We start from the raw sequence: 26,823 nt of genomic DNA, 5'->3' as shown, positions 1-26,823 counted from the left end.
AGAGGCTTAAATATTCAGTGTCTGGCAAGGTTTATCGAAGTTTTTTTCTGTCATTTTTATTGCAGCCCGACCTGAGTGGAGCTCTTTTTGTACGTTTTCGGAAAAGCTTCGGCACAAAAAAGCGGGAACGGAGGGCGGAAATAGCTGCCCCAATCATGAATAGTCATTTTTTGAAACCGAATCCAGATCTTTACTTTAGCTCATTTTAAATTTTTCCTTCCAAAGGAATTTTCCGAGGTCGAAAACTTTTCTCAAGGGTTCGTTGTCCATCAGTTCAAAGCCAGTGTCTATGGTTTTTTCGATAAAAATATCGGTCTTTTCAAAATCGGGAGAAGTATCTTTTTTCCAGAAATCAATTGATGAAATAAAATGCAGCCAAAGCGCTTCCTGTCTTGATTTTTCGTTGAACTTTCGGAGGTCTTCTTTTGCTTTTTCAATCATTTCCCATTCGTTGAAATCCAAAGTGTTGACAAACTGTTTGTGGGTTTCACGAAGCTTCTGAAGCGTTTTGATATTCTGGATTTTGCTGCTTCCCAGAATGGATAACACCAGGGAACGATTCATCGTCAGATTTTCAAAGAAAATATAATATACATTCAGGAGTTTTTCCTTGGCTGTTATTTCACTTGATGAATTAACCTCCGAGGCGAGTTCCAGCGATTTTGTGAAAAGATGATTAAGCATTTCTCTTTCAATCTGCTCAAAACCTGAAAAATAATGGTAAAATTCTTTCTCTTCAAAGTCGTTTTCTTTAGCAAAGAGATAAACGTTTTTCGGTTTTTCTCCGTGATTCAAAAGATAATCTCCATATAATTCAAATATTTTTTCCTGCGTGATGTTGGCTTGTTCTTGCATAATAGGATTTATTTACCAACAAATTTAGTAATTAATTTTATTTTAAATTATAATAAAGTATAAATTTATACTATATAAGCGATTTGATTTTTGAATTATTTAAAAATACAGGCACAATCCAATAAGCCTGCAAATTATAGAATGTTTACTGTTTATGCGTTTTCAGAATACGAAGATGGCTGGAATCCTAATTTGGTTTGGGTAGTAGAAAAAAAGATTTCAGGAAAATATTGAACGTCAGTTTTCATTCGGAAAATATCCCAGAAGAGATTTTTCATTCTAAAAAATGTTAAATGAGGTGATTAACAGTGATTTATTTCAGGGCAGGACAAAGATGCAGATCCAAAAACAGATACGTTATTCTTAAGATTCTGGACAAGAAAAAATCAAGTTTAATTCAAAAAAGTGGAAATCTCAAGGATAGTATTTAATCAAACCTGGTATTTCTCCTGCTGTAAGTATTCTGTTGCTGTACAGCCGGTAACCTGTTTAAATACTCTGTTAAAACTTGCCTGATATGCAAATCCTGCTTTCTGGTAAATGAATGCAATCGTAAAATTTTTATGTTCCAAACGGTCAAAATCATCAAGAACCTGTTTGATTCTATAGCTGTTCAGCAGATTGTAAAAGTTTGTATTTCCTTTTTCTTTTAATGTTCTGGAAAGATAAGTGCGGTTGGTACAAAGGATCTCGGCAAACTGATTAAGAGAAAAATTAGGGTCCTGCCACAGTTTTTTTTCTTCGAGACAGGAAATAGCCTTTTGATAAAGTTCTTCGAATTTATCAGAAGTTACCGATTCAGGGGCATCAGGGTTTTCATGATTAATGTCTGTTGTTTTTACCGTGAATGTCTGCATAAGAGAAGGCTTTTTATCTTCATTTTGTGATTTTATGGCTCCATCTTCCTTTATTTTGTGAAATATTTTAATGTAATAAAGATTAAAGCATACACAGAATAGAACAATAACAAATGTAGATATACTTTGAATAAGATCTTCGGTCTTGCTGAGTTTAAGGGGATGTGAAATGTTAAAATACTTACTTATCAGGAAAGGACTAAGAAAAGAAATAACTATATAGATAGACCATAAAAGCATGATTTTGATATTATAATGATAATTTAAAAGTAAAAAAATAGGAATATAATAAAGAGCCTGTATTAAAATTGAATTGTATAGAAGATAAAAGCTATACTGAAGGATTGAGTAGGCGAATATATATAAGGTTGAAAGGAATTTAAAACTTAGATTTTTCTTTAAACCTACAATCCCTCCAAATACTACACATAAAAAAAATATAAAGATGAGCATATGTCCTATGCCTTCAGGGTCTACGATATAATAGAAGGCTCCCATAAATAAATGAAACGGAGCCGTAAATAAAATGAAATTTTTCATAAACTCCTTTTCCTTTTCTAGTAAAAGATTATTTGTTTGCATTTCTAAAATTATTACTATTTTTTTTAAAAGAAAATGAGTTGAAACAATAATACAAAAATAAGCAATCAATTAATAAATTATTGTTTTTTTGTTTGAATCAATAAAACAAAAATAGTTTTTGTTTTTATATGTATTTAATTGTTAATTATTGTTTTTTAGTTGGTTGCTGTTTTTTTTAGTTTTTTTTAATCTTTGATTTAATGTTTTGTAATTAAGATTTTTGATATCCTATAAATTTGCAAGTACAATCTTATACATCTGTTTTTACATTGCTATAAGAGCTTTTTAAGAAATAATTCTAAAAAGTATTGTCTGAAAAGTAACAAGATTTAACCCTTAAAATATTCAACAAAATGAAGAAAAATGCATTACTAGTTCTAATTTTTATTTCGAGTTTTTATGCTGCGCAAGTAGGTATAAATACACAGAATCCTCAGGGAGTGTTAGACATAAAGAACAAGGGCGGTATTAAAAACGGATTGGTTCTTCCAGTCGTTGATGACGCTAATAACACTGTTACACCATCAGGAAGCACTGCTGCAGAAAGTACTTTGGTATACGACCAGACGGGTCAGTGTATCCGTGTAAAAACAGGTACCGGGTGGTCCAACTGTTTAATTGATCAGTCTAATGTGAGTATTACGGCTTTAGGAAGTACCTTTTGGGTTGCAAGTTCTTTTTCCACATTAACGGAGCCGCTAATGCAGAAAAAGTTCAGCGGAACTCAGTATGCTACGGTATTCAGTAATGCGGCGGATAAAGATTACTCTACAGGGGCAGGATATCCGGCATATGGTTTGGGAGTACCCGGACCCGCGGTAGCTGTATCTCCTGCTAAAAGAGTCTATAAAAGTAATATATTGACAGTAAGCGGTAGTTATCAATCCAGCATTATGATCAATACGGATGGAAAGATTTTTGTTACGGGAGTTAACAGTAATGGAAAATTGGGAACAGGAAATCTTTCAAATCTTGATACATGGCAGGAGGTTACATTAACGGGCGCCACCGCAGATGAGAAAGCAATACAGGTACAAATGTCACCTTATGCGTCCATTATTCTTACCAACAAAGGGTATGTATACTCTGCAGGAGGTAATGTCTATGGACAAACAGGTCTGGGAACTGTAAATGGAAATACAACAAGTTTTACAAAAATACCTTCTTTAAGTAATGTAAAATCCATCTGGGGCGGGGATGATGTTGATGCCAATGATATGTTTACTGCAATTACCAATGATAATAAAATATATGCCTGGGGAATTTACAGTAATGCAGGATTAAGCTCAAGTCTTGGTACTAATGGCGTTAAATCAACTCCTATAGAAATTACATCTTCTTTTGCTGCTGCTACTGCATCTGGTGGTGTTGTAAAAAAAGTAATGATTGGTAATAATGGAAGTTTTGCGTTGCTAAGTAATGGTACCATATGGGCTGCGCAATCTGTTGGAATTTCAAAATCTTATATTGGATTGGGAACTTCAGCTTCAACTTCATCAGAATTACAGAATATTACCAATTATATTACAATGGCTGCAGGTGAAAAAATTGTTGATTTTGACTTTAGTGATAATGGCGGGGCAATTATAACCAATCATTATGTGTGGAGGTTCGGAGTGGATACAGCTTACAGATTTTCAAATGCCGGTGGGCAAATTATGACCTGGGCTAAGTTAAACAGTGAAATATATGACGGTGACATTATACTTACTTCTCTTGATTTAGATTATTCAGGTTTGCTTATAGGAACAGGTCTGGAAAACTCCAACAGAATAATAGTCTGCGGATATAATGCCTATCGTCAATTGGGAACAACAAACAATGACAATATTTTAACTCCGACTTATGGTAGATATTAATTGCCATTATCAGAGCCTTTACCTTTAGTTCTTTATTTATAAAACACAATATCTAAATACTGCATTATATGAACAATCATTAATTTCGATTGTTCATATAATTTGTAGATCAGAATTGCTCTCAAAAATTATTATTGAAGTTATAATACTAATCTTATTCATGAATTTTAAGACTATAAATATAGGATCTTTGATCCGGCAAAGAGTGGAAGAATGCGGTATAGAACCGGAGCGCATAGGTAAATTCTTTAAATGTAATGAAGAAAAAATTGAAGAAATGTACCAGTCGGAAAATATGAATACGGATATTTTGCTTAAATGGAGTAAATTATTACAATATGATTTCTTCAGGATCTACACTCAACACCTTATTTTGTTTGCTCCTCAAAATGTAAATCATATTTTACATCTGAATACGGACCATTCTAAAATGCCGGAGTTCCGGAAAAGTATCTATACCAAAGAGTTGATTGATTTTATTTTGGAAATCATCGAAACGGGTGAAAAGAGTATGAGTGATGTGATTAATGAATATAAAATTCCTAAAACAACGCTGCACAGATGGTTATATAAGTATAGTAATAAACAAGCCAGGCCATAGTCTAGGTCAAAGAAAATCAATTTTATAATGGAAAAGATCAACTACCCCAATTATAATTATATCTACATGGATCTTATTAAAAAAAAGTTTCCGCAAAGAAGTGAAGAATTTAAGCCTTTATTAAAAAATAACCTGGATATTCTCAGTGTAATAAAGGTTAATAAAATGTTGTTTGGTGAAGAAGACAGATCCGGTAAGCAGACCAGTCAAAAATACCGGTCATATAATAAGGAAGCTATCCTTAGAATTTTAAATTATCAGAAAGTATATGGTTTGAATAACACTCAGACTGCACAACATTTTAATATAAGTAGGAATAGTATAACGAAATGGAAAAGATTGTTCCGAAAATAATATTTTATGATTACCATGTAAAATATCAATAGGTCCAGCTACAAAAATGACTTGAATGTATGATGTAAAGTTTAAAATTTTTATCCATGAATAATGACATCAGTTTTCGGACCTATCGTACTGATAACGGTAAAAGATCATAATAAGAGTTAACCCCAGATCAAAATATCCTTATACTTTATGATGACAATATGTAGTCAATGATGAAAAAGGCTTTGGTAATGTTAGATAATGTTATTAGATTTATAATTAGTTCTGAATGACAATATTTTATACACCTCTCTAAATTTATTAATCATGAAAAAACAAATCTTTATCATTGCACTGTCTCTGGTAGCAATAGCCTTAGGAAATCAACAGGCTATGGCACAAAATTCAGAGCAGGTAAGTACATCAGTAAATATTATTTTATCGGACATTATTGCAGTGGACATTGGTTCTGTTGCTTCTGAAGGCGCTGTAGATTTTAATTATGGGAATACAAATGACTATAATTCAGCAAAAAATGTGACCGTTCCCAATAGTTTAGTCATTATTTCCTCCAAAAATTTTGATGTAAAAGTAAAATCTGAGGGTACACACTTTGTAAGTGGTGCAAACGTAATTCCTGTAGATATAATACAGGTAAAAGCAATACCGGGCGGAAGTTTGGTGGGAACTCTGAATGAGGTTACTTTATCTGCACATGATCAGGTGCTGGTGAGTAATGCAAGTTTAGGTACCAAACAGTCTTTAAATATTGCCTACTCCATTTCGGCGGAAAATGCATCTAGGGTACTTCTCGGAAAACCACAGGGAACTTACACACAAAAAATAACTTATACTGCCACTGCATTGTAAGCAAATAACAAATTTTAAATAAAAAGGCCTCAATACTACAAAAGTATTGAGGCCTTTCATATTTATCATATGAATAAACCGTGTAGTTATTTTACTACATGAACTTCCTTTTTCAACTACAAAGAAACTTTTATCACCGCTGTAGATTTGTAATGTTCAAAAGAGAACAATTAAATAAGAATAACAATTAAATAGTATTACCATGACAAAACAAATCGTAATCACTGCCTTCACTATTGGAGCAATGATATTAGGAACTAACCATGTTCAAGCTCAGAATACAACCGCAACCACAACTGTAAACATTACCCTGAATGATGTAATCTCTATCGATGCAGGAAGTACAGCAATTGGTAATACGGTTGATTTTAACTATGTTACTGCAGCAGACTATAACTCTGATCAGACAATTACTAAAGCCAACTCTTTAAAAGTTACTTCCACGAAGAACTTTAATGTTAAAGTAAAAGCAGGAGGTGCTAATTTTATGAATGGAACCAACTTAATCCCTGTCAATGTTTTAACTATCAAAGCAGCTACAGCTGCCGGAACAATGGGCGGAACAAAAAGTGCTGTAGTTTTATCTGCAACGGATCAAACCTTAGTATCCAATGCTCCTCTTGGAAGTGCCTTAACATTGAATCTGGACTACACCATTCCAGCAGCAAAATCCTCATCTTCTGATATTTTAGGTAAGCCAGCCGGAACTTATACACAAACGGTAACTTATACCGCGACTGCTTTATAATAAAAAAACACATCAATATATATGCCCTCAGTATTTTCTAAGTATTGAGGGTTTTTCTGTTTAAACCCAATGAGTAATCCTGTAGTTATTTTACTACGTTAACTTCCTTTTTCCACTACAAAGAAACTTTTATCACCGCTGTAGATTTGTAATGTTCAAAAGAGAACAATTAAATAAGAATAACAATTAAATAATACTACCATGACAAAGCAAATTGTAATCACAGCCTTCACTATTGGAGTAATGATATTAGGAACCAAGAATGTTCAAGCTCAGAATACAACCGCAGTCACAACTGTAAACATTACCCTGAAAGATGTAATCTCTATCGATGCAGGAAGTACAGCAATTGGTGGTGCAATTGCCTTTAACTATGTTACTGCAGCGGACTATAATTCGGACAAAACAGTTGCCCAGGCCTCCGCTTTGAAAATCACTTCAACAAAAGTCTTTAATGTAAAGGTAAAAGCAGGTGGTCCGAATTTCGTTAATGGTTTAAAATCAATCCCTGTAGATGTTTTGACAATCAAAGCTGCAGCAGCTCCTGGAACAATGGGCGGAACAAAAAACGATGTGGTTTTATCTCCAGGAGAAAGAACCTTGGTAGCCAATGCTCCTCTTGGAAGTGCCTTAACATTGAATCTGGACTACACCATTCCAGCGGCAAAATCCTCATCTTCTGATATTTTAGGAAAACCAGCCGGAACTTATACGCAAACAGTAATCTATACCGCGACTGCTTTATAATAAAATTTATAGTTGGTAAAGGTTCCTTTTGCTATGTTTTCAGTAGTTTTGGAAATCTTTTGTATTAAACTATTTACACCATGTACAAGCTTATTCACCTTTTCATTTTCTGTATCCTCACAGGCTTTTCTTCACTTCTGGCACAAAGTATCTCTATGTCGCCTACACGCTTGTTTTTCACAGGTAATCCGGGACAAAAAGTAACAAAGACAGTCACGCTTCAAAACAGTTCGGATAAGGATTATGTTTTTAACCTGAACTATAAAGATTGGGTTAGAGAAGAAGACGGTAATAAGGTTTATCTTGAAGCAGGCAGTTCAAAAACTTCGAATGCTTCCTGGGTATCCACCTTAGAAAACGCTGTAACAGTTCCTGCGAAAAGTACAAAGGAGATTGTAGTAACCATGCAGATTCCTGCAAACGCATCACAGTCTGCCGTCACAAACAGCATGTTGTTTTTCACCCAACTTCCTCAGCAGGCAGATAAAGCACGTGTTCAGAATGGTATTGGTATTATCACCTTATTTGAAGTGGGACTTCACATTTTTTATACTCCACCGGGAAACCATGTAAAAAGTTTGGATATTACCAATATTTCAGAGGCAGATAATGAGAGTACAGGGAACAGAAAAGTCGCAGTAAGTATCCATAATGATGGAAACACCATCAATGATGCCACCGTTGAGTTTGAACTCACAGACACAGACAGTGGTAAGGAAATAAAATTGCCTTCAATTGCTATCTCCATGCTTCCGGATACCAATCAGGTTGTTCAGTTTTCTTTACCAGAGAACATTTCAGGGAACTTCCTTGGCGTGGTTATTATCAAAATGGCAGAATCCAATGACTTACGCGTAGGCGAAAAAAACTTTAAATTTTAAAATTACGTTTTGAAACCACAGAATGGAATATCGTTATCAATCCTAAGAAGAACAATCTTATTTTTTGTATTTGTTCTTCTGAACTTTTCGTTGGCCTTTGCGCAGGAAAAGAAAGATATTCAAATCCATTTTGAAAATGACAGTGTAGCGGTTGAGAAGGGTTCTACTTTTACTAATTTTCTAATCATTGAGAATAAAAGTTCTGAAGAGATTATTATTCAGAATATCCTACCTAAGGAAAACTATCCGGGATTGCTTTTCTATCCCAAAAATGACTTTACCTTAGGTGCGGGACAGTCTAAAAATCTTCCTGTGAAACTGATCGCCAATGTGGATTTTATGAAGCTGAAATCCAATGAGATTCAATTCCAGATTTCTTACACCACACCAACGGCCACCAGAACTGAAAATGCCTCGTTCTTCGTCGCTAAAGGCGAGAACAAAAACATCGCAGTTTATACCGCCACATACGAAAATTTCATTAATCCTGCTTTGCCGCAGTCCACAATTCTGCTGACTGTAGAAAACCAAAGTTATAGTAAACGAACCGTTAAGATTGATTTACAATCTATTCCTGATGGTTTGGAAATTTTACCAAAACAACAAACAGTATCGCTGGAAGGTTTAGAAAAACAAACGGTTGAGATCAAAATTGCGGTAAGAAAACAGAATACACTTTATCCTGAATTTAATATTAATGCAATAGTTACAGACCTGCTTGACAATAAAATTGTGGGAAGCAACACACTTTACTTAGTTGTTTTATCGCATAACAGACAAATTGCCCGGGGAAACGAAGCGGTGAGCGGAAACAATTTTGCAGAAATGAGCTATAATGAAAACAGTTCACGTCTTAATTTTCTTCAATTGAGGGGAAACACAGCATTTCGGGTGACTGAGAATTTGAAATCACACTTCAATATTGGCGCAGATTACTATCTTGAAGACGGCCGTTACAACCTGTATGATACCTGGCTGGAACTGGAGAGAAAAAATACGGTATTACGGGTGGGAAATGTTAATAGCAGCGATTACGATTATCCGGTTTTCGGAAGAGGAGGGAAGGTTTCTACCAAATTTGGTAAAAATAATCAGATTGAAATTCTCGCGCTGGAAAATAATTATAATCTGTATGGTACTTATTTCCAACAAACAGAAGGATCTACCATGGTGGGGGCAAAATATGCTTTTGGGAATGCTAAATCTTTCAATGGGAAAGTGTCCTATATTTTCGACCATGATCCGCGTCTTAACGTAGATACGCAGGTAGCGAACGCACTAACATCATTTTTTATTAACGATAAACATTCAATCCGTACGGAAGTGGGTGTGAGCCATGAAAAAGGCCTTTTGAACAAAGATGAAAACGCAGGAGCTTCAATGGGAGCCAATTACGAAGGGAAAATAGGGAAATGGGATATACAATCTTTTAATTCCTTTGCTACTAAAAGTTATGCAGGGATTAAACGGGGATCCTTTTTTTCAAATCAGCGGATCGGCCGCCAATTTTCTGCTTCTCAGCGCGCTTTCATACAATATCAGAATTCGCAGATAGAACCTGAGTTCCTGAGTTTCCAGAATGAGCCAGTTCAGCCTGGAAATACTGCTAATTTGCGTTATTATTTCAACAGTACAGAAGCTTTGGGGTTAGGGTATCAGTTTTCTTTAAGAAAGTGGAATTTTCTACTGTCTCCAAAGGTTGAAAAGCAAAAAACAGCTAATTTTTACACATCGCAGGAACTTTTTTCTTACCGTTTGGAAGCCAATATCAGTACTACATTAGGTGCTCACGGATTGAACCTGACGGCGGAATATTCTTATTCAAAAGAGAATAATAAACCGGATTGGTTCAACAGTTTGAAAACAACTTTATCTTACAGATATAAATCATTCTCCCTCAACGGAACAGCTCAATGGAACGCAACCAGTGTCTTTGATTTAAATTCTTATTATGATGTAACCCATAATTTCGCCAACTATAATGTTTATGCCTCATATAATTTCCAGATGTTTAATCATAATCTCACCGGATCTTTTTCAGCCGGGACTTTCTATTCGGAACTTTATAAAAATCTAAACAGCAATATCACCGGTAATCTGGAATATAAGATTTCGCCTTCCTGGTCCACCACAGGTTATTTTAATCTTTCAGGTTATAAATCTACGGCTGAATATGCAAGCAGTGGCAGCTATTACCAGTTCAGAGTGGGGATTAAAAAATATTTTACCACAGCTACGGCTCTCGGAAATCATAAAGTGGTGTTTCAGTTCTTTGAAGATAAAAATTTCAATGGACTTCTGGAATCCGGCGAATCGGTACTTGTTAATGAAATTGTAAAACTGGAGAATTATGTAGCGATGACGGATAAGAACGGAAAAGTATTTTTTCAGAATGTACCCGAAGGTACTTACACACTGAAGGTAAACGAAAGTGCAGGTGCCCGACTGATGATGGATCCTGCTATTATGGTACATAGTAATATTAACCGCAAAGTGGGCTTGGTGAAAAACATCAGGGTAAGTGGGAAATTAACAGAGATTAAACAAGCCTATGATGTTTTGGAAACGGATGTAACCGGAATAGTGGTGTATGCAAAAAGTGAAGATGGAGTGATTTATACTGCCGTGGTTAACCAAAAAAATGAGTTTGAGTTTTTCCTGAAAGATGGAAAATACAGCCTTTATATTGAAAATGACAAATACAGTTATACACAACCTACCCAAACTATTCAGGTGACAAAAGAAGGGTATTCAAAAACCGTGGTTTTTGAATATAAGAAGAAAGACACCAACATTAAGGTGAAAAAGTTTTAAATTTAAAAGTATGAAAAAGATGAAGACTTTTCTAATAGGAATTTTTACCGTGTTCTGTGGGGCTACAGTCATGAAAGCTCAGGATGTGTACCTGTCGGTTCCTGACAATACTATTTTTAACAGGAACGAATTTACCTCAGTGCCTATAAGGGTAATGACGAACGCCAACAGAACAAACTGGGATTATGCTTTTTTGGGATTATTTCCCATAGCTCCTACATTTACCTCTGTTTCCGGGCCAAATTTTACTCACTCTTCTTCCTCACTTACTTTACCCAGTTCCACTCTTCTGTGGCAATTAGAAAGTATGGGCGGACAGCTGCCATCTACTGGATTTTCAGGTTATTTGCCAGGTTTTCAGTCATTCAGTACAAGTGCTATAAAATGGTTTGAACCACCATCGATCAGTCTGGCGGGAGGATTCAACCGGGGAAATATCAATTTTACATTTAAAATTCCTGCCTCACAATTTACTGCCAATGCCTTTCGGGCCGGGAATTACTCCATGGATATCACTCAGAATTATAATGATTTCACACCACGTAATTTTAAAACAGTTTTAGTCATTCCTTCATCTATGCGATGGATCACAAACTCGTTAACAAAATACATAGAAATATCTTCTTTGAATGACTACCGCAATACCAGCACTCGGGTATGGGATTTGGGAAATACGGAAATCGCGCATACGGTCGATTTTAATTTTTGGGCGAAAGCTGCTTCCACAAACATTCAGTTTACTTCTTCTAAAGGTGTTCCAGGAACCAGAAATATAGCAAGCATTAAATTGGGTAGTAACGGATCCGGACTCACAACCAAAGCCTTGTCTGCCGATTTTCAGAATTTTTCCGCTGCTAATTTCAGTGTTGTAGCGGGAAACAGAAGCAACTTCATTCCGGAGCTTTATGTATCTGCGGATGATTTTAAAAACTTTTTTTTTGAAGCCGGAACTTACACATTTGAATTGAACTTCAATGCCAGAAGTACAGATAACTCAATTAACAGTTTGCAAAATACAGCTGTTCAGCTAAAGGTGCTTCCTCTTTCGGAGATCACCATCCCCGGTTCAGGACGCAATGTAAACTTCAATTTTAATACTGCAGCCCATTACACTGACGGTCAGTCACAAATGATTCCCAACCAAATTATGTTGTCTAATAATGAAAATTTTGAGCTGTATGTTAAATCGGACGAAAATTATTTCAAGAAAGGCGGTCTGCAGACCAGCATTAATTCAAATATTTTACAAATTGGCGTGGATGGAAGTTCTGTAAATGTTCCCTTATCCAAAACGCCTCAAAAACTCCTCTTTAACGGAACACCGGTTTTGGACCGCGGACTGAACGTAAGATACACCATATCACCTGCGGGTGCACAAAGTTTGGTTGGTAAGGAAAATACCACTTACTCTATCAATGTTTATTACAGCTTTACGGCAATCTAACAATACTTTTTGAAAATGAATCCTCTTATTGGCTGATGAAAAATTCCTTCATCAGTATAAATAAGGTGAATGCCTTCCAATAATTCGTTTTCTGAATGCATTTTGTGACAGCATTTTATGGCTGTGGTTTCATCATGTAATTGTCGGAAAATACAAAACTGCCCAAAAGATTTCCTGAAGTATCGCCATAAATACGTTGTCTTACTTTGATGATTTTTCCTTCATCAAACCCCTATATTTTCAATACCTGTAGATGTATTTTGGTAGTCTGGCTATCAATGATTGTTACTTCAGGCTGCCATTTTTTATCTTGCATCATTCAGCTGTTTGTGATCAGTAATCTGTTGATACTGTTCTATATTTCACCTTTTCTCTATTTTCGATAATACCGGTAAACAGTCTGCCAGAGTCAAAATTCTCATGGAATCTGACACAGTCATTTTTGTGAGATAAAAAAGGACATGTATTATTTCAGGTAAATCCCATTTGATTTTTTTTAAACTAATATGATATTTTTTTTAACTTGCTGCCTTCTGGAAGAAAGGTCTGAACTATATGTTTTTAGTTGCATTGAAGCAATATAACCCTTTCTGCCTTCTTTCAAAAAATAATTCAAACAGCTTCTAAAACCGTGATACTTAATTTATGAATGATTTTATCAACGAACTCCAATTAAAAATCGAAAGACTGGAAAACGAAATCAATTTCAAGAACGGACTGATCTCGATATTGTCTCATGACTCAAAAGAACTGTTTGGAACTTTTCTGTGGCTTATAGAAGAGCTGGAGCAAAAAACTTTAAGTGAGGAAGATTTTTTTAAGTTGTTGCCGCAGATAAAACGCGATGCCCGGAAGAATCTGCAAACTACCCAGGACAGCATTGCCTGGCTAAAAACACAATACGGTGAATTTAAGATTAAACCCGTTAAAATGATGGTGATGAATCTTTTTCACTATTTAGAAGAAAAATACGCTGCAAAATTAAAAGAAAAAAACATTAAATTTTATTTTAAAGGTGATCAGAATGTATGGCTTGCAAGCGATCGCCTGTTGCTCGAATATGTTTTAGATAAAATTTTTAACAATGCGCTAAAATACTCCTTTCCGGATCAAGATATTTATTTACAGGTAATTACGGAAAGTGATCAGATTGTGATTTCCATAATTGATTTCGGGACAGGAATGAATGAAAAGTATTTATCTGCGATCTACACTTATGATAATCCCATATTCCTGGGAACTGCGGGCGAGAAAGGAGTTGGATTAAGTTTGAAAATTGTAAAAAATTTTATATCCTTGCTTAATGGAAACATCCAAATCATTTCCGCTGAAAATAAAGGCACTACGGTTTCCCTTTTTTTACGTAAATTTATAGAATGATGGGTTTAAAAGTAAACATTCGCATTGTTGTGGCAGATGATCATGGTATCGTCCGAATGGGTTTGATACAAACAATCAAACGATTCAGACCCGATGCCATTATTTCAGAAGTAGAGGATTATAAATCGCTGTATAAATTAATTCTGAAAGAAGAATTTGATCTGGCCATTATGGACGTTAATATGCCTAATGGTACTGTTCAGGAAGCAATAGATTACATAAAAATTCACCAGCCTGAATTAAAAATTTTAATATTTTCTTCGCAGGATGAAGAGTTGTATGGGATGCGTTATCTGAAAATGGGTGCTGGTGGCTATCTCAGCAAGCTAAGCTCCACTGAAGTTATTGAGACTGCCTTAACGGCGATGCTCAGTAAGGGCCGATATGTAAGTGACAATATAAAAGAAGCTATCTTTTTAGAATCATTAAATGGCGCGGCAAAAAAATCTCCCTTTGAAGCGTTATCAGACCGCGAATTGCAAATTGCCAATAAACTTGCAGAAGGTCTTCCCCTCAAAGAAATTTCTAATCAGCTGAATCTTCATTCATCCACGATCAGTACTTACAAAAACAGGTTGTTTGAGAAGCTGAAGATACGATCTATACCTGAACTGGTGGAGATTCTCAGGTTGTATAATCAGTAAATATTCTATCAAAAAAACGATTGTGATTTAAAAATAAGTCAATTTAGTTTCCCCTGATTTTATTCTTGATCCCCAAAAAACTGGTTTTTTTAGGAATTAAAGAACTAGTAAAAGAATTGGAATTAGATAAAAGCTTTTCTTTCATTGGTAATCAATACCATTTAGAATATAATAATAAAGAATACTTTGGAGATTTACTTTTCTTTCATAGAGGCTTACAATTATTGTTGGCTGTAGAATTAAAGATTGGACGTTTTAAAGCTGAACACGTTGGTAAAATGAACCTTTATCTTTCTTTGCTTGACAGATTGGAAAGAGGTAAGAATGAAAATCCATCTACTGGTATAATTCTTTCTGCTGATTAAATAGACAATTTTAAACTTTATGAAAATTAATCAAAATGCTAAATAGGTCAAAATACTATATCTTTATAACAAAATTTTCATTTCTTTTTGCTATTTTATTTTATGGAATTTTCTTTGCTCAGGAACATAAAATAAAGAAAGAAGTAGATTCCCTAGCCAAGGTAGCAGAACAGTTTTATCTGAATTATGATATCCGTAAATTATTACTTGTTTCTCATAAGATTCTTTTAAAATCAGAAAAAATAAATTATGAAAGAGGATTGATACTAGGTAATTTTTATATAGCTGCTACGTTGTATGATGTTGAAAAATATGGTGAAAGTATTAGATATATTAAAAAATCGATGTCATATAGTAAACTTTTTGATCAAGATCCTGAATTAGGTTATCGAAATTATGCTTTGCTGGCAGGTAATTACAAAGATCTCGAACTTTATTCTTTAGCAATTAAAAGCCTTCAAAAATCTTTAAAACTTATTCAGAATACCAATAGAATTAAAGATCATATTGTTTCAGAAGCATCTGTAAATGGATTTTTGAGTGAAATTTATGCAAAAGTTGGCAAAAAAGATTCAATGTATTATTATCTCATTCAGGAGAAAAAGATATTTGATAAGATTGAAAATAGTGATATTTATTTTGAGAAAGCTGTTTTTTTTAGAGCATTTGGGGATTATTATTTATCAGAGAAAAAAGTTGATTCAGCTAAGTATTATTACGAAAAGTCAATAGTAATTTCAAAAAAAATAAATTCTCCAGAATTTATAGATGCTTTTATGGGGTTGGCAAAGCTTAATACGGTTCAAGGGAAATATAATGAAGCACTTAGATATTATCATACTATCCTTAATGAAAATAAGAAAAATAGTTTACAATGGCATTTATCAGAAGTTTATTCCAATCTTGAATATATATATACTCAATTAGGTAACACAGAAAAAGCAACTTTTTTTAGGAATTTATTTAATGAGACAAAATATAATCAGAATAAATCAAAAGAGAAAGAGCGAAGTTTTGTTATCGATGAAACTATTAAATTCGAGAAAGAAAAATTGCAGCATGAAAATGACCAAAACAAAAAATATACATATATAGCAATAACTATTATAAACGTTTTTCTATTCATAGGAGTGTTTATTATTGTGAAACGGAAAAGAAAGCAGCTAATAAGCAAATCTGATACTATAATTAACCAAAAAGAAATTGAAAGACAGAAACTTCAAAAAAAATTAAATGAAGCTTTTGAAGAAGTAATTGAACTTGCTAGATCCAACAGTCCAGAATTTTTTACCCGTTTTCGCGAAGTCTATCCCGAAGTTGTTGATAAACTCATAGGAATATATCCCAAATTACGGGTTTCTGAGCTTACACTTTGTGCCTTCATTTTTCTTGGATTTACAACCAAAGACATTGCATCTATTACCTTTACATCCATTCATACTGTAAAAGGTAGAAAAAATAGCCTAAGAAAAAAATTGAATATTCCTGTAGATGATGCCACTGAGATGTGGATTAAAACTTTAGGAGGCTAATGGTTCTCTAAAGCTATTTTACAAGTCAATACTACCTTTTTTTAAAAAATAATACCTCAATGGTACTCTTTATTTTATGAGATTGTTTTTTGAATGTCCATTATTGCAATTCAAAAATTATAATTGAAAATGAATTTCAAAAATATCAGTATTGGAGAATTAATCAAAAAAAAGGTTTTAGAACTTGCAATACAAATGACTCGTATTTGTAATTTTTTTAATTGTACTGAAAAAGAGATTAATGACATGTTTAATGCTGATAGCATAGACACGGAACTTTTGTTAAAATGGAGTAAACTTTTGGAGTATGATTTTTTCAGATTATATACACAGCATTTGATTTTGTATGCACCCCCTAACAATAATAAGAAAAATAAAATAACTACAAGTCTTCCTCAGTTTCGTAAGAATATTTATACAAAGGATATAATTGATTTTATTTTAGAGCAGATTAATTCTGGAGAAATGTCCAGAGCTGAAGTAATTATACAATACAATATTCCAAAAACAACTCTGTATAAATGGATAAGCAAATACAAAACCTGATAAAGATTAGTAGGATCTTATCTTTATCAGTCTAAGAATTAGATATTTGAAGCTTATAAAGAACCTTTTAAAAGCTTTTCAAACAATAAGTATTGGTTTATTCTTATAACAATTGAGGTATTTTCAAAGATAAGATAGTTATCATTTTTAAGATGATATTATATTGATATTTGTATTATTAAATGTGTCTTTGGACTGACTTAATATAATATTCTTCTTTGAAAATGAACCTGTTAAATATAAAGTAAAGTGATTAAATGTTTAAAATTTGATATATGAGAGAGTCGATTCCTAACTATAGGCTGATTTATAATGATATTTTAAAGAAAAAATTTCCAGAGAAACTCAATGAATGTCTACCAATTCTACAGAAAGAACGATTGTCTTCTCTTGATGTTCTTGAACTTAATAAAAGAATTTTTGGTACAGCAGAAAAAGAGAAATCTTTAGCCAATCAAAGATGTCGATCTTATAAAAAAAGTGATATTCTTAAAATATTAGATTATCAAAAAAAAAATAAGCTCAATAATATCCAAGTGGCTAATCATTTCAAACTAAGTAGAAACACTTTGACTAAATGGAAGAAAATCTTTAGAGTATAAGAGGAGAATCAAAAATACATTGGTGTTTTAGTTTTCAGAATTAAATATTAATTTAACGACTCCAAATTAGTTGGGAATAATGAACAAGAATCCACTGAAATATGACCTTTTTTTTCTAATGAGAAAATATGAAAAAAATCCTTTCTTTTGGAATTATTTAACGTGTTTATGGGTAAGTGTTAGTCTTTTGTCGTGTACTCCTGACAAGGATGAAACCCGAAAGCAAATCGAAAAAAATCTAGAGATTTCGAAAACCTTATACATCAAACAAGATAATTTAAGTTCCCTAGAATATGCCAAAAAGGCGTACAAATTGTCCAAAATCACCCCCAAAGAGTACCGAACTGAAGTTGCAAAAAGTTCTTTAGATATTGCATTAGCAGTTTCGGGATTGGGATTAGATAATATTGCCCTGAAATACATAGAAGAAGCACGTAAATATTGTGATAAAGAAGATTACCTGCTGTATGCAGAATTAGACAATCTAGAAGCGTATATTTTTACCAATTTAGATTTAACAATGCAAGCAAAAGACAATTACTACAAAGTAATCCATAATCTAGAAAAACACAAAAATGAATATTTAGCAAAGAAAGAATTGTATAAAACGTACCAAAATTTAGGTACCATCTATTTTGATGAAAAAAGATTAGACTCTTTGGATAAATACAATGGATTAACCGTACAAATTCTGCCCTATTTGTCAGAAACTAATGATAGCGATTTGTTATTGCATTATTATTTTAATGCAGGACAAGACTATTTATATGCCAACAACAGAACATCTGCGTTGAATATGTTTCAAAAATGCAAATTTCTGGATTCTATCAACTATAAGAAGTCTTACGGAGTAGGAGATTTAGGATTGGCGGTTTTTTACGAAAAAGAAGACCCGCAAAAATCCCTTTCTCACTATTTTAAAGTAATAAAAAAGATAGACTCTCTAAAGCTGAATCTTTCTGATATGAACTCCGTTTTCAATAGAATTGCGCAAATATACGCAGATATGGGGGACAAAGAAAATCAAGAAAAATATCTAGAACTATACAATCAAAAAGTAGAAGCCCAAAAAGTAGAACAGAAAAAAGCCGTAGATAAGGCCATCGCGATACTAATGAACAAGCAAAATGAGGATTTTGTATATAAAAAAAGTAAAATCATCATGATGTCTACACTGGTTACTCTTGTTTTAGTTGTATTACTGTATATAATCATTCGTAGAGCAAAGAAAAGAAATAAAATATTGGAAGTACACCTGCAAGAATCAAATCAAAAAGTAGAAGTTTTAAAGAATCAGGTTAATGAATCCTTTGGAGAATTGGTAGATATGGCAAAAAACAATAGCCCACACTTTTTCACAAGGTTCAAAGAAGTTTACCCTCATTTTTTAAACAAATTAATTACCCTAAATCCAGATTTTAAACCTGCAGAACTTGAATTTTGTGCTTATCTTTATTTGGGATTTTCTACAAAAGAAATTGCAAATTGTACTTTCAAATCTCTAAAAACTATAGAAAACAAACGTTATAATGTACGCAAAAAAGTGAACATCATTCCAGAAATCCACTTGGAAACATGGCTGAAAGATTATATTGATGTTTAATTAATCCTATACATTTTAGATTTTAAAATCCAGAGAGAGACTTATGAAGAATTTGTCTCCTTCTCCTTTTCACGTTTTGTATTTCCTCTACATTTGTTAGTTGAATCTATATTCGATTGTTTTACACTAAAAGAACAATGCTTTTTCTTACCTAATAAGCATGTAGAGATTTCAGTTGAAGCTAAATTTACCTTGCCCTCTTTCCTTTCATCTTCAACAACCCCCTGACTAATAGAAATTTAAAATAAAGAGGGTTTCGAGAGGGGGTGGGGATTTTGCTCTCAAAACAGATTGTCATTCTTTTGCATCATTAAAAAAAAGGAATTATTTTCAGACATATTGACCATAGTTGTTTTTTCATAATTGAGGTTACTCTATTTAAATATCGCTCAAAACACAAATGATGATTTATATAGTTCGGCAGATACTACTATTTCTTAAAAAAAATACAAGATCAATGCTGCTGGTTACCTCAATTTTTTTAAAAAATAAATTGAACTTTTTTTTATAGAACAAAAAAACACAATTAATGTTGCAAACAGTACAGAAATACAAAACAATAGCTTTTTCTTCTTTCTTCAAGAAGAAGATGCTTGTTTTCTTTGTCCTTTGCAGCGTAATCGCAAATGCGCAATTGTACGTTTTGAAAGACACTATTGTATCGCAAACAGGTGAAGCTATTGTACACGCCAATCACGATACTCTTTATTCGGATAGTCAGGCTTCTATTGATGTTACAGGAGGTGACTATATTTGCAATGAAGTATTTGTAAAAACAGAAAAAAAAGCCTTAGCTAAAGAGAAAATTGCAATTTTTGATAAAAAATCAATTGCTAAATCTGTTGTTAAAAAAAATAAATCTTCTGTTTGGAAAAAGAAGATACAAAAAACTAAAACCGTAGAACCACAAAAAAAACATTATGCATACAGCAATCGTGATACGTCGGACTCTAAATTCAATAGACAAGACAATCCGTCGGTTTCGGGTGTAGTGAATAACGAGACCTCAGGGTTTGTGGTTTCTGCCGATATTTCTTTTCAAGAACAGCTTCGTTTTTATCCTTTTTATCAAAAATTAATCAGCTATAATTTATCGCCTTCTTTTTCAGGAGATTACTATATGGCATTTTCTGTACGGCCACCTCCGGTTGTTTTTTCTTAAAAAAAATCAGAAAAATAGTAGTGCTACTCAATTTGGAGCTATTTCGAAACAAATGGTTCCGAACAAATAAATTGAGATAATCAATTTCTTTTCTGAAAAATATTCTTTCAAAATTTTTTAGCAAAACCTTCATTTTTTAGCATATAAATATGCTGAAAGCAGAATCGTTTTGTTCCTAAATGAAAAAATGAGCTAAAAAATATACTTTAAAATTTCTTGCAAGAAATTTTAAAAGTCAAGATGACCTCATTATTAAAATTGGAGAATAAAATAAACATTCTAAAAAAACATACACAAGTGAAAAAAACAGTATTTCTTTTGGCAAGCCTACTTCTGATGTCTTGCACCCAAAAAGAGAAAAAGGAATTAGCGGATAATTCCGCAGGTACAGAAAATTCAGCATCAGAATACAGTAGTGCAGACGATTTGGTAATAGACAGTCTTTTTACCAAAGAAATGAAAAGAGTCGATATTATTTTCGATAATTCTACCCAATCTGCCATTGTACTTTTTGAAGGAAATCAGGTACAATTAGAAGCCCAAAAAACAGCTTCTGGAATAAAATATACAGGGAGCGGTTACGAATTACTAGGCAGAGGAACTGCCCTGGAACTAAAAAAAGACAGCACAATCATCGCAAAAAAACAATAAACATAACCCTTTTTAAAATTTAACACAATGAAAAAAAATTTTTTAGCAGTAGCACTTCTTGCAACAGGTATCATTTATGCCCAAGAAGGCAGAGTAGGTATCAATACCACAACACCTCAGGCTACTTTAGACATCGTAGGGAAGCCTGCGGTAGCATCAAATGTAGATGGTATCATCGCACCAAGATTAACAGGTACTGAATTAAGTGCAAAAGATGCAGTTTATACCTCAGCCCAAACAGGGGCATTAGTTTATGCTACAAGTGCAGCACCCAATAGTGGCAAAACCACAAAGGTAACAGGTGCAGGATATTACTATTTTGATGGCACAGAATGGGTAAGAATAGGCTCTGGTTCTGGTACAGCTAGTGTAACTGCAGATAATGGTCTTAATATGTCAACAGCAAACAATGTGCAACTAGGAGGTACATTACTTAAAAATACAAAAATTGTAACTGAGGGTTTTAATACCAGTTTTACTGGTACTGGTCGTGTAGGAATAGGAACCGATACACCCACACAAAGTCTACATGTTGTAGGACAGCAGCTTATTCAGAATCAATCAGGAAGCTTCCCAAGGCTTACATTAAGTTCGAATTCTGCATTAGATTTCCCAAGGGTACTGTTTGAAAATAGTACTGCGGCAGCAGGGAATATAATCGGTTTAAATGCGTTTAATCTATCTTCGGGTACGTTCGCAAATATAGGTGCTATTCGTGAATCTGGAGGGGCAGGACTATTTTTCAGTACCCGAGAGGGAGTTTCACTTCCGATGCTAGAGAGAATGAGAATAAGTGAAAATGGAAAAATTGGGATAGGAACTACTATTCCCGAGGCAAGTTTAACTATAGTTTCTCAAACTGCTCTTCCTGCGGATAAAGCATTGCAAATCAATAACTCTAGTAATTTAGAAATGCTTACCTTATTAAGTAATGGAAATCTAGGGATTAGCTCCTCCACTCCACAGGCTAGGTTAGAGGTTAAAGCTTCATCTACGCAGACCAGAGTAGTAAGAGCTATTTCCCCAAATACAGACACTGATTTGTTTAATGTATTAAGTTCGGGTAATGTAGGTGTTGGTATAGACAGCCCTACCCAAAAACTAGACGTAGACGGTAACGTACGTTTTAGACAAGTGCCTTTGGCAACTGGTACTAACATAAAAGCAGACGATAAAATGATGGTCTTAGATGCAGACGGTACGGCTAAGCTATATCCTTTACCAGCAACCATTAAAAAAGTTTCTCCGGAGCAAACCGGTAACTTTACCTTCACTGCATCTGATGACTGGGATGTTATATTATATAATAAAGATGCTGGGGCTAATGCCGTTTTAACTTTGCCTGTTACTGGCGTAGCGCCTGGCAAAACAGTTTATGTAACGAATGTTGGGCTTGGAGCAATAGATGTACCTTCATCAATCATGAGAGCGGCTCCTCCTAGCCCTAATATAGGTGGAGGAGCTTCAGTAACTTTTGTATTTTTAGGCCCTAACGGGGGTAATAAATGGGCACAGGTTTCAGGTTTCTAAATAAGAAGTAAATCATAGAAAATTTTCATCTTATTGGAAATTGATTATATAGCATTTTCTTATACTTTTTAAATTATACTAAAGTGTTAAAAAAAGCAAAAACTTTTGTGTCGTAAAAAAAATTAAAAAGCTTTAATACAAAATCAAATCAAAAATAAATTATAAAAAAAGTTATCACAATACTGAATAGAGTATGATGACAAAAATCATTTAAAACATGAATAATAAAAAAATATATATTACCTCAATTCTTGCGATTACTGCAGCCAATTCTTCATTTGCACAAATTAGAACAGTGAATTCGGATGCCGTTGGTATTTCGACAAATAGCTCTGCTTTTATAGATGCTAGTTCAAATACCAGTATAAATGGTAATCCTAACCTAGGTAAAGGTTTAATTTTTCCAAGAACAGATTTGTCTACGTTTACTACTTTTGGTGGTGCGCCATTTGGTATACCAAATAATTACCCTACTTTTTACGATGGGATGATTGTCTATAACACCAAAGATGGTGGTGTTGCAGGGGTAGGTGCTACACAGGGAGAACTGAAACCCGGATTCTGGTATTATGACAACAAATCTAAAAGCGTGAATGGAGGAACCTGGAAACAAATAAGCTCTCCTACTACCAATACATTATCTTATACAGGAGATATCCTAACCAGTATAGTGAATGGCGTAACAAGCTCTGTTACTATTTCTAATACAGGAGTAGATAACCCTGCCAACAACGGTCTCAGCAAAGATGGTAATACCATTCAGCTGGGAGGGCCACTTATGAAGCAAACTATTATTAGTACCGATGTGGGCAAAGAATTATTTATCCGAGGAGATGGTACAAATGTCATTAATTTTGATGATAACACCTTCTCTGTAGATGCACTAAACAATAGAATAGGGATCGGTACCAATACACCTACTCAAAGATTAGACGTTGCAGGAAAAGTAAAAATTACGGACGGTACACAAGGCTCTGGTAAAGTATTAACCAGTGATGCAGCAGGTGTAGCAAGTTGGGGTGATTTACCTGCGGCAACAACTGTAGCGTCTAACAACGGTCTTAGCAAAAACGATACTACTATACAATTGGGAGGTCCACTTACAAAGCAAACGGTGATTGACGTCTCTGTGGGCAAAGAATTATTTATCAGAGGAGATGGTACAAATGTTATTAATTTTGATGAAAATACCTTATCTGTAGATGCACTAAACAATAGAATAGGGATCGGTACCAATACACCTGCGCAAAAATTAGATGTGGCTGGAGCTGCAATTATTAGTGATAAGTTGAGTGTGGGATCTACTTTGCAAGGAGCAGCATTAGCTGTGGATAATAAAAATGCTTCGGAGCCTATTGTTGCTTTCTCGGGTACTGGTTCGCAAAGAAGGGTCACTGTATTGGATGATGGTAATATGGGAATTGGAAATATAGTTCCTACCCAAAAACTTGATGTTGACGGAAATGTAAGACTGAGAGGAGTAACCAATACTACTACCTTGTTGCCTACCGATAAAATTATGGTATTAAATGCAAATGGGGAGGCAAAAAAAATTGATGTAACAGAATTCCAGCAATCCGTATCTAAAATGTATTATAAGTATTATTTGATTACTAAGAGTGATGGAGATGACTGGGTTTCGAATTTTGATACAAAAATTCCCCACAGTAAGTATAGTGTTTTAGTTACTGGTTTCGATACAAATTTGAAAGCACCTGGAGCTGGATTCAATTTTCTATCAGGTTCATCTGCTCAGTTTCAAATCCCTAATATAACTCCATTTAAAGAAGGAGCTACATGGAGATTAAATATAGATGTTCCCAATGCTCGCCCAAATGTTGGGAGTATGATTTGGGGGGTGAAATTACTTATTATATCGAAAGATCAAATAACTGATTTGGGATCTGAAACTTTCAACTTAGGAAGTTCAATTACTGGAGGTGACAATGCTTCACCCGTTCCATAATTAATAGTTTTATTAAAATATTAATAAGCAAGGTATTTCATTAAAATTGAAACTTGGCAATAACTCATTCCCTACAAATAGAAAGGTTTTGTGGATGAAGCATAAAACTCTTTTATTCTCTTCTTAATTATTTTGAGTAAATGCCTATTTTTCTTTTTTATGAAGCTTCTGATATGTCAGAATTGTAACAACGAGTCTGTCTAAACCTAACCACAAAAGTTACAAAAAATTTTTCAAAGCTTACACTATTTAAGTTATCAACTTTGTGTATAAGAAACACACTAAAGCAATATTGAAAATCAAAAATTTTCATCTTATTGGAAATTGATTATATAGCATTTTCTTATACTTTTTAAAGTATACTAAAGTGTTAAAAAAAGCAAAAACTTTTGTGTCGTAAAAAAAATTAAAAAGCTTTAATACAAAATCAAATCAAAAATAAATTATAAAAAAAGTTATCACAATACTGAATAGAGTATGATGACAAAAATCATTTAAAACATGAATAATAAAAAAATATATATTACCGCAATTCTTGCGATTACTGCAGCCAATTCTTCATTTGCACAAATTAGAACAGTGAATTCGGATGCCGTTGGTATTGCGACAAATAGCTCTGCTTTTATAGATGCTAGTTCAAACACCAGTATAAATGGCAATCCTAACCTAGGTAAAGGTTTAATTTTTCCAAGAACAGATTTGTCTACGTTTACTACTTTTGGTGGTGCGCCATTTGGTATACTAAATAATTACCCTACTTTTTACGATGGGATGATTGTCTATAACACCAAAGATGGTGGTGTTGCAGGGGTAGGTGCTACTGATGGTACATTGAAACCAGGTTTTTGGTTTTATGAAAACAAATCTTCAACTGTCAATGGTGGTACTTGGAAGCAAGTAAGTAGTTCTACTACCAATTTGCTTACTATTGCAGGAAGTACACTTACCAGCACTGTAAATGGCGTTACTAGTGCAGTTACTTTACCTGCTGCAAGCAATGGAGTAGATAACCCTGCCAACAACGGGCTTATAAAAGATGGAACTACTGTACAATTGGGAGGAGAGTTGCTAAAGCAGACCATTATTACTACTAATGATGCCAACAGATTATTTATCCGAGGAAATAGTACTAATGCTATTAATTTTGATGACAACACTTTCTCTGTAGATGCACAGAATGACAGAATAGGTATCGGAACTAACGCACCTACCAAAAGATTAGACATAAGAGGGGTAGCTCGTGCAGATAAATTTACTGTAGGGTCAGAGTTTGAAGCCTCTGCGTTCAATGTAACCAATAGAAATGCAAATGAACCTATTGCTACATTTACAGGAATCAACGGAAGTGCAGTAGATCGCAAAGTAACAATTACTAATGAGGGTAATGTTGGAATCGGTACAGATAATCCTACTCAGAAACTAGACGTAGATGGAAATGTAAGATTTAGAAGTGTTCCAGAAAGCTCATCTGTGGGATCTACAGATAGAGTAATGATTTTAGACAGCGATGGGATAGCAAAAAAAGTTGCTATTAATGACTTAAATAAAATAGGAGACGTAAAATATGGTTTTCAACAAACTGACCATGATGGTTGGTTTTTCTTGAATGGACGAAGTATAAACTCATTGCCCTCTACTAGCCAAGCCAATGCAAGGCGCATTTTTTCTACAAATAACTTGCCTGATTCAAGACAAAGAGTATTAAAAATGAAAGGCACTTTAGCAAGCACAGATGGTAGTAATAGCACCTCTGTAAGGTTATCACGAGCTAATTTACCAAAAATAACACTTTCAGGAACGACATCAAATAATGGTAATCATAGTCACAGTCTTAACCAAAATGCCACTGGATTACTAGCAAGAGGAACATCATCAAGAGTAGCACTTGATCGTCAAGGTCTCAGTAGTTCTTATGGACACACGAGCACTGTTCCAGTAGGGAATTTATTTAATGGCACTAATGCTTCTGGAGATCATAACCATACTATCTCAGTAGAATTAAATAATGCGGCATCACAATCTGCACTATCAATTGATACTGAAAATAGTTATTTAAGCGTTAATGTTTTTGTTTATTTAGGTCAATAATATAGAACTTGTTTAAACTTATTTAAGAAAGAGTTTCCAGATTATTAGTCTTTTAAATTGCAATCCAAAATTGCTAAGGTAGTGTCTCACTAACTGTGTAAGTTAAAAAGTTATTCTGGAAAATTTTGAGCCCTCATAGCTCAAAAAATTTTACGGAAATAACTTTTTATTA

General features: G+C 33.9%; 23 protein-coding genes. 21 read left to right on the top strand and 2 right to left on the bottom strand.

Going from position 1 to position 26,823, the window contains the following annotated elements:
* Positions 1-195 precede the first annotated feature (195 nt).
* Complete coding sequence (locus BW946_RS19810) at positions 196-855, bottom strand: TetR family transcriptional regulator C-terminal domain-containing protein (protein ID WP_076597818.1); 660 nt, start codon at positions 853-855, stop codon at positions 196-198.
* Positions 856-1,286: 431 nt separating this feature from the next.
* Positions 1,287-2,252: a helix-turn-helix domain-containing protein gene (locus BW946_RS21100; RefSeq protein ID WP_170872112.1), complete on the bottom strand. Its 966-nt coding sequence runs from the start codon at positions 2,250-2,252 to the stop codon at positions 1,287-1,289.
* Positions 2,253-2,647: 395 nt separating this feature from the next.
* Between BW946_RS21100 and BW946_RS19800 the strand changes: the two genes are divergently transcribed.
* The 21 genes from BW946_RS19800 to BW946_RS19700 all read left to right on the top strand — a co-directional run bounded on the left by BW946_RS19800 (position 2,648) and on the right by BW946_RS19700 (position 26,651).
* Positions 2,648-4,153, top strand: coding sequence for an RCC1 domain-containing protein (locus BW946_RS19800; RefSeq protein WP_076597817.1), 1,506 nt, complete (start codon positions 2,648-2,650; stop codon positions 4,151-4,153).
* A 160-nt stretch (positions 4,154-4,313) separates the two neighbouring features.
* Entirely contained in the window at positions 4,314-4,754 is a 441-nt protein-coding gene (locus tag BW946_RS19795; protein WP_076597816.1) for a transposase, read from the top strand.
* 27 nt (positions 4,755-4,781) lie between these two features.
* A complete protein-coding gene (locus tag BW946_RS19790; RefSeq protein WP_076597815.1) occupies positions 4,782-5,108 on the top strand; it encodes a hypothetical protein in 327 nt (108 codons plus the stop codon).
* Positions 5,109-5,405: 297 nt separating this feature from the next.
* Positions 5,406-5,948, top strand: coding sequence for a peptidoglycan-binding protein LysM (locus BW946_RS19785; RefSeq protein WP_076597814.1), 543 nt, complete (start codon positions 5,406-5,408; stop codon positions 5,946-5,948).
* Positions 5,949-6,150: 202 nt separating this feature from the next.
* Positions 6,151-6,696 carry a peptidoglycan-binding protein LysM gene (locus BW946_RS19780; protein WP_076597813.1) on the top strand — a complete coding sequence of 182 codons (546 nt, stop codon included), beginning with the start codon at positions 6,151-6,153 and terminating at the stop codon, positions 6,694-6,696.
* 201 nt (positions 6,697-6,897) lie between these two features.
* A complete protein-coding gene (locus BW946_RS19775) occupies positions 6,898-7,443 on the top strand; it encodes a peptidoglycan-binding protein LysM (protein ID WP_076597812.1) in 546 nt (181 codons plus the stop codon).
* An 80-nt stretch (positions 7,444-7,523) separates the two neighbouring features.
* On the top strand, positions 7,524-8,324 hold the full coding sequence (locus BW946_RS19770; protein WP_228402659.1) for a fimbrial biogenesis chaperone: 801 nt from the start codon (positions 7,524-7,526) through the stop codon (positions 8,322-8,324).
* 9 nt (positions 8,325-8,333) lie between these two features.
* Complete coding sequence (locus tag BW946_RS19765) at positions 8,334-11,138, top strand: collagen binding domain-containing protein (protein WP_228402657.1); 2,805 nt, start codon at positions 8,334-8,336, stop codon at positions 11,136-11,138.
* A 10-nt stretch (positions 11,139-11,148) separates the two neighbouring features.
* The gene (locus BW946_RS19760; RefSeq protein WP_076597810.1) at positions 11,149-12,582 is read left to right on the top strand and encodes a hypothetical protein; all 1,434 of its coding nucleotides are present in this window, start codon (positions 11,149-11,151) and stop codon (positions 12,580-12,582) included.
* A 645-nt stretch (positions 12,583-13,227) separates the two neighbouring features.
* Positions 13,228-13,962, top strand: coding sequence for a sensor histidine kinase (locus BW946_RS19755; RefSeq protein WP_076597809.1), 735 nt, complete (start codon positions 13,228-13,230; stop codon positions 13,960-13,962).
* Positions 13,959-14,606: a response regulator gene (locus BW946_RS19750; protein ID WP_228402655.1), complete on the top strand. Its 648-nt coding sequence runs from the start codon at positions 13,959-13,961 to the stop codon at positions 14,604-14,606. The genes BW946_RS19755 and BW946_RS19750 overlap by 4 nt, the downstream gene beginning before the upstream one ends.
* Before the next feature lie 65 nt (positions 14,607-14,671).
* Positions 14,672-14,971: a PDDEXK nuclease domain-containing protein gene (locus BW946_RS19745; protein WP_076597807.1), complete on the top strand. Its 300-nt coding sequence runs from the start codon at positions 14,672-14,674 to the stop codon at positions 14,969-14,971.
* A 35-nt stretch (positions 14,972-15,006) separates the two neighbouring features.
* The gene (locus BW946_RS19740) at positions 15,007-16,503 is read left to right on the top strand and encodes a tetratricopeptide repeat protein (protein ID WP_076597806.1); all 1,497 of its coding nucleotides are present in this window, start codon (positions 15,007-15,009) and stop codon (positions 16,501-16,503) included.
* Between the two features lie 129 nt (positions 16,504-16,632).
* Positions 16,633-17,049 (top strand): transposase, encoded by a 417-nt coding sequence (locus tag BW946_RS19735; RefSeq protein WP_076597805.1) that lies wholly within the window; start codon positions 16,633-16,635, stop codon positions 17,047-17,049.
* Between the two features lie 275 nt (positions 17,050-17,324).
* A complete protein-coding gene (locus BW946_RS19730) occupies positions 17,325-17,651 on the top strand; it encodes a transposase (RefSeq protein ID WP_076597804.1) in 327 nt (108 codons plus the stop codon).
* 79 nt (positions 17,652-17,730) lie between these two features.
* Positions 17,731-19,254, top strand: a complete 1,524-nt coding sequence (locus BW946_RS19725; protein ID WP_076597803.1) for a helix-turn-helix transcriptional regulator — start codon at positions 17,731-17,733, stop codon at positions 19,252-19,254.
* Positions 19,255-19,897: 643 nt separating this feature from the next.
* Entirely contained in the window at positions 19,898-20,416 is a 519-nt protein-coding gene (locus BW946_RS19720) for a hypothetical protein (protein ID WP_139326050.1), read from the top strand.
* Positions 20,417-20,713: 297 nt separating this feature from the next.
* Positions 20,714-21,067, top strand: a complete 354-nt coding sequence (locus BW946_RS19715; protein ID WP_170872111.1) for an MliC family protein — start codon at positions 20,714-20,716, stop codon at positions 21,065-21,067.
* A 27-nt stretch (positions 21,068-21,094) separates the two neighbouring features.
* A complete protein-coding gene (locus BW946_RS19710; protein ID WP_076597800.1) occupies positions 21,095-22,597 on the top strand; it encodes a hypothetical protein in 1,503 nt (500 codons plus the stop codon).
* 295 nt (positions 22,598-22,892) lie between these two features.
* Positions 22,893-24,563: an autotransporter outer membrane beta-barrel domain-containing protein gene (locus BW946_RS19705; RefSeq protein ID WP_139326048.1), complete on the top strand. Its 1,671-nt coding sequence runs from the start codon at positions 22,893-22,895 to the stop codon at positions 24,561-24,563.
* A gap of 501 nt (positions 24,564-25,064) precedes the next feature.
* A complete protein-coding gene (locus tag BW946_RS19700) occupies positions 25,065-26,651 on the top strand; it encodes a hypothetical protein (RefSeq protein WP_076597798.1) in 1,587 nt (528 codons plus the stop codon).
* Positions 26,652-26,823 lie beyond the last annotated feature (172 nt).

This window comes from Chryseobacterium sp. RU33C (genome assembly GCF_900156015.1).
GTDB lineage: Bacteria > Bacteroidota > Bacteroidia > Flavobacteriales > Weeksellaceae > Chryseobacterium > Chryseobacterium candidae.
Note: the sequence above shows the minus strand (reverse complement) of the source record. Positions and strands in the feature narration are given on the sequence as shown.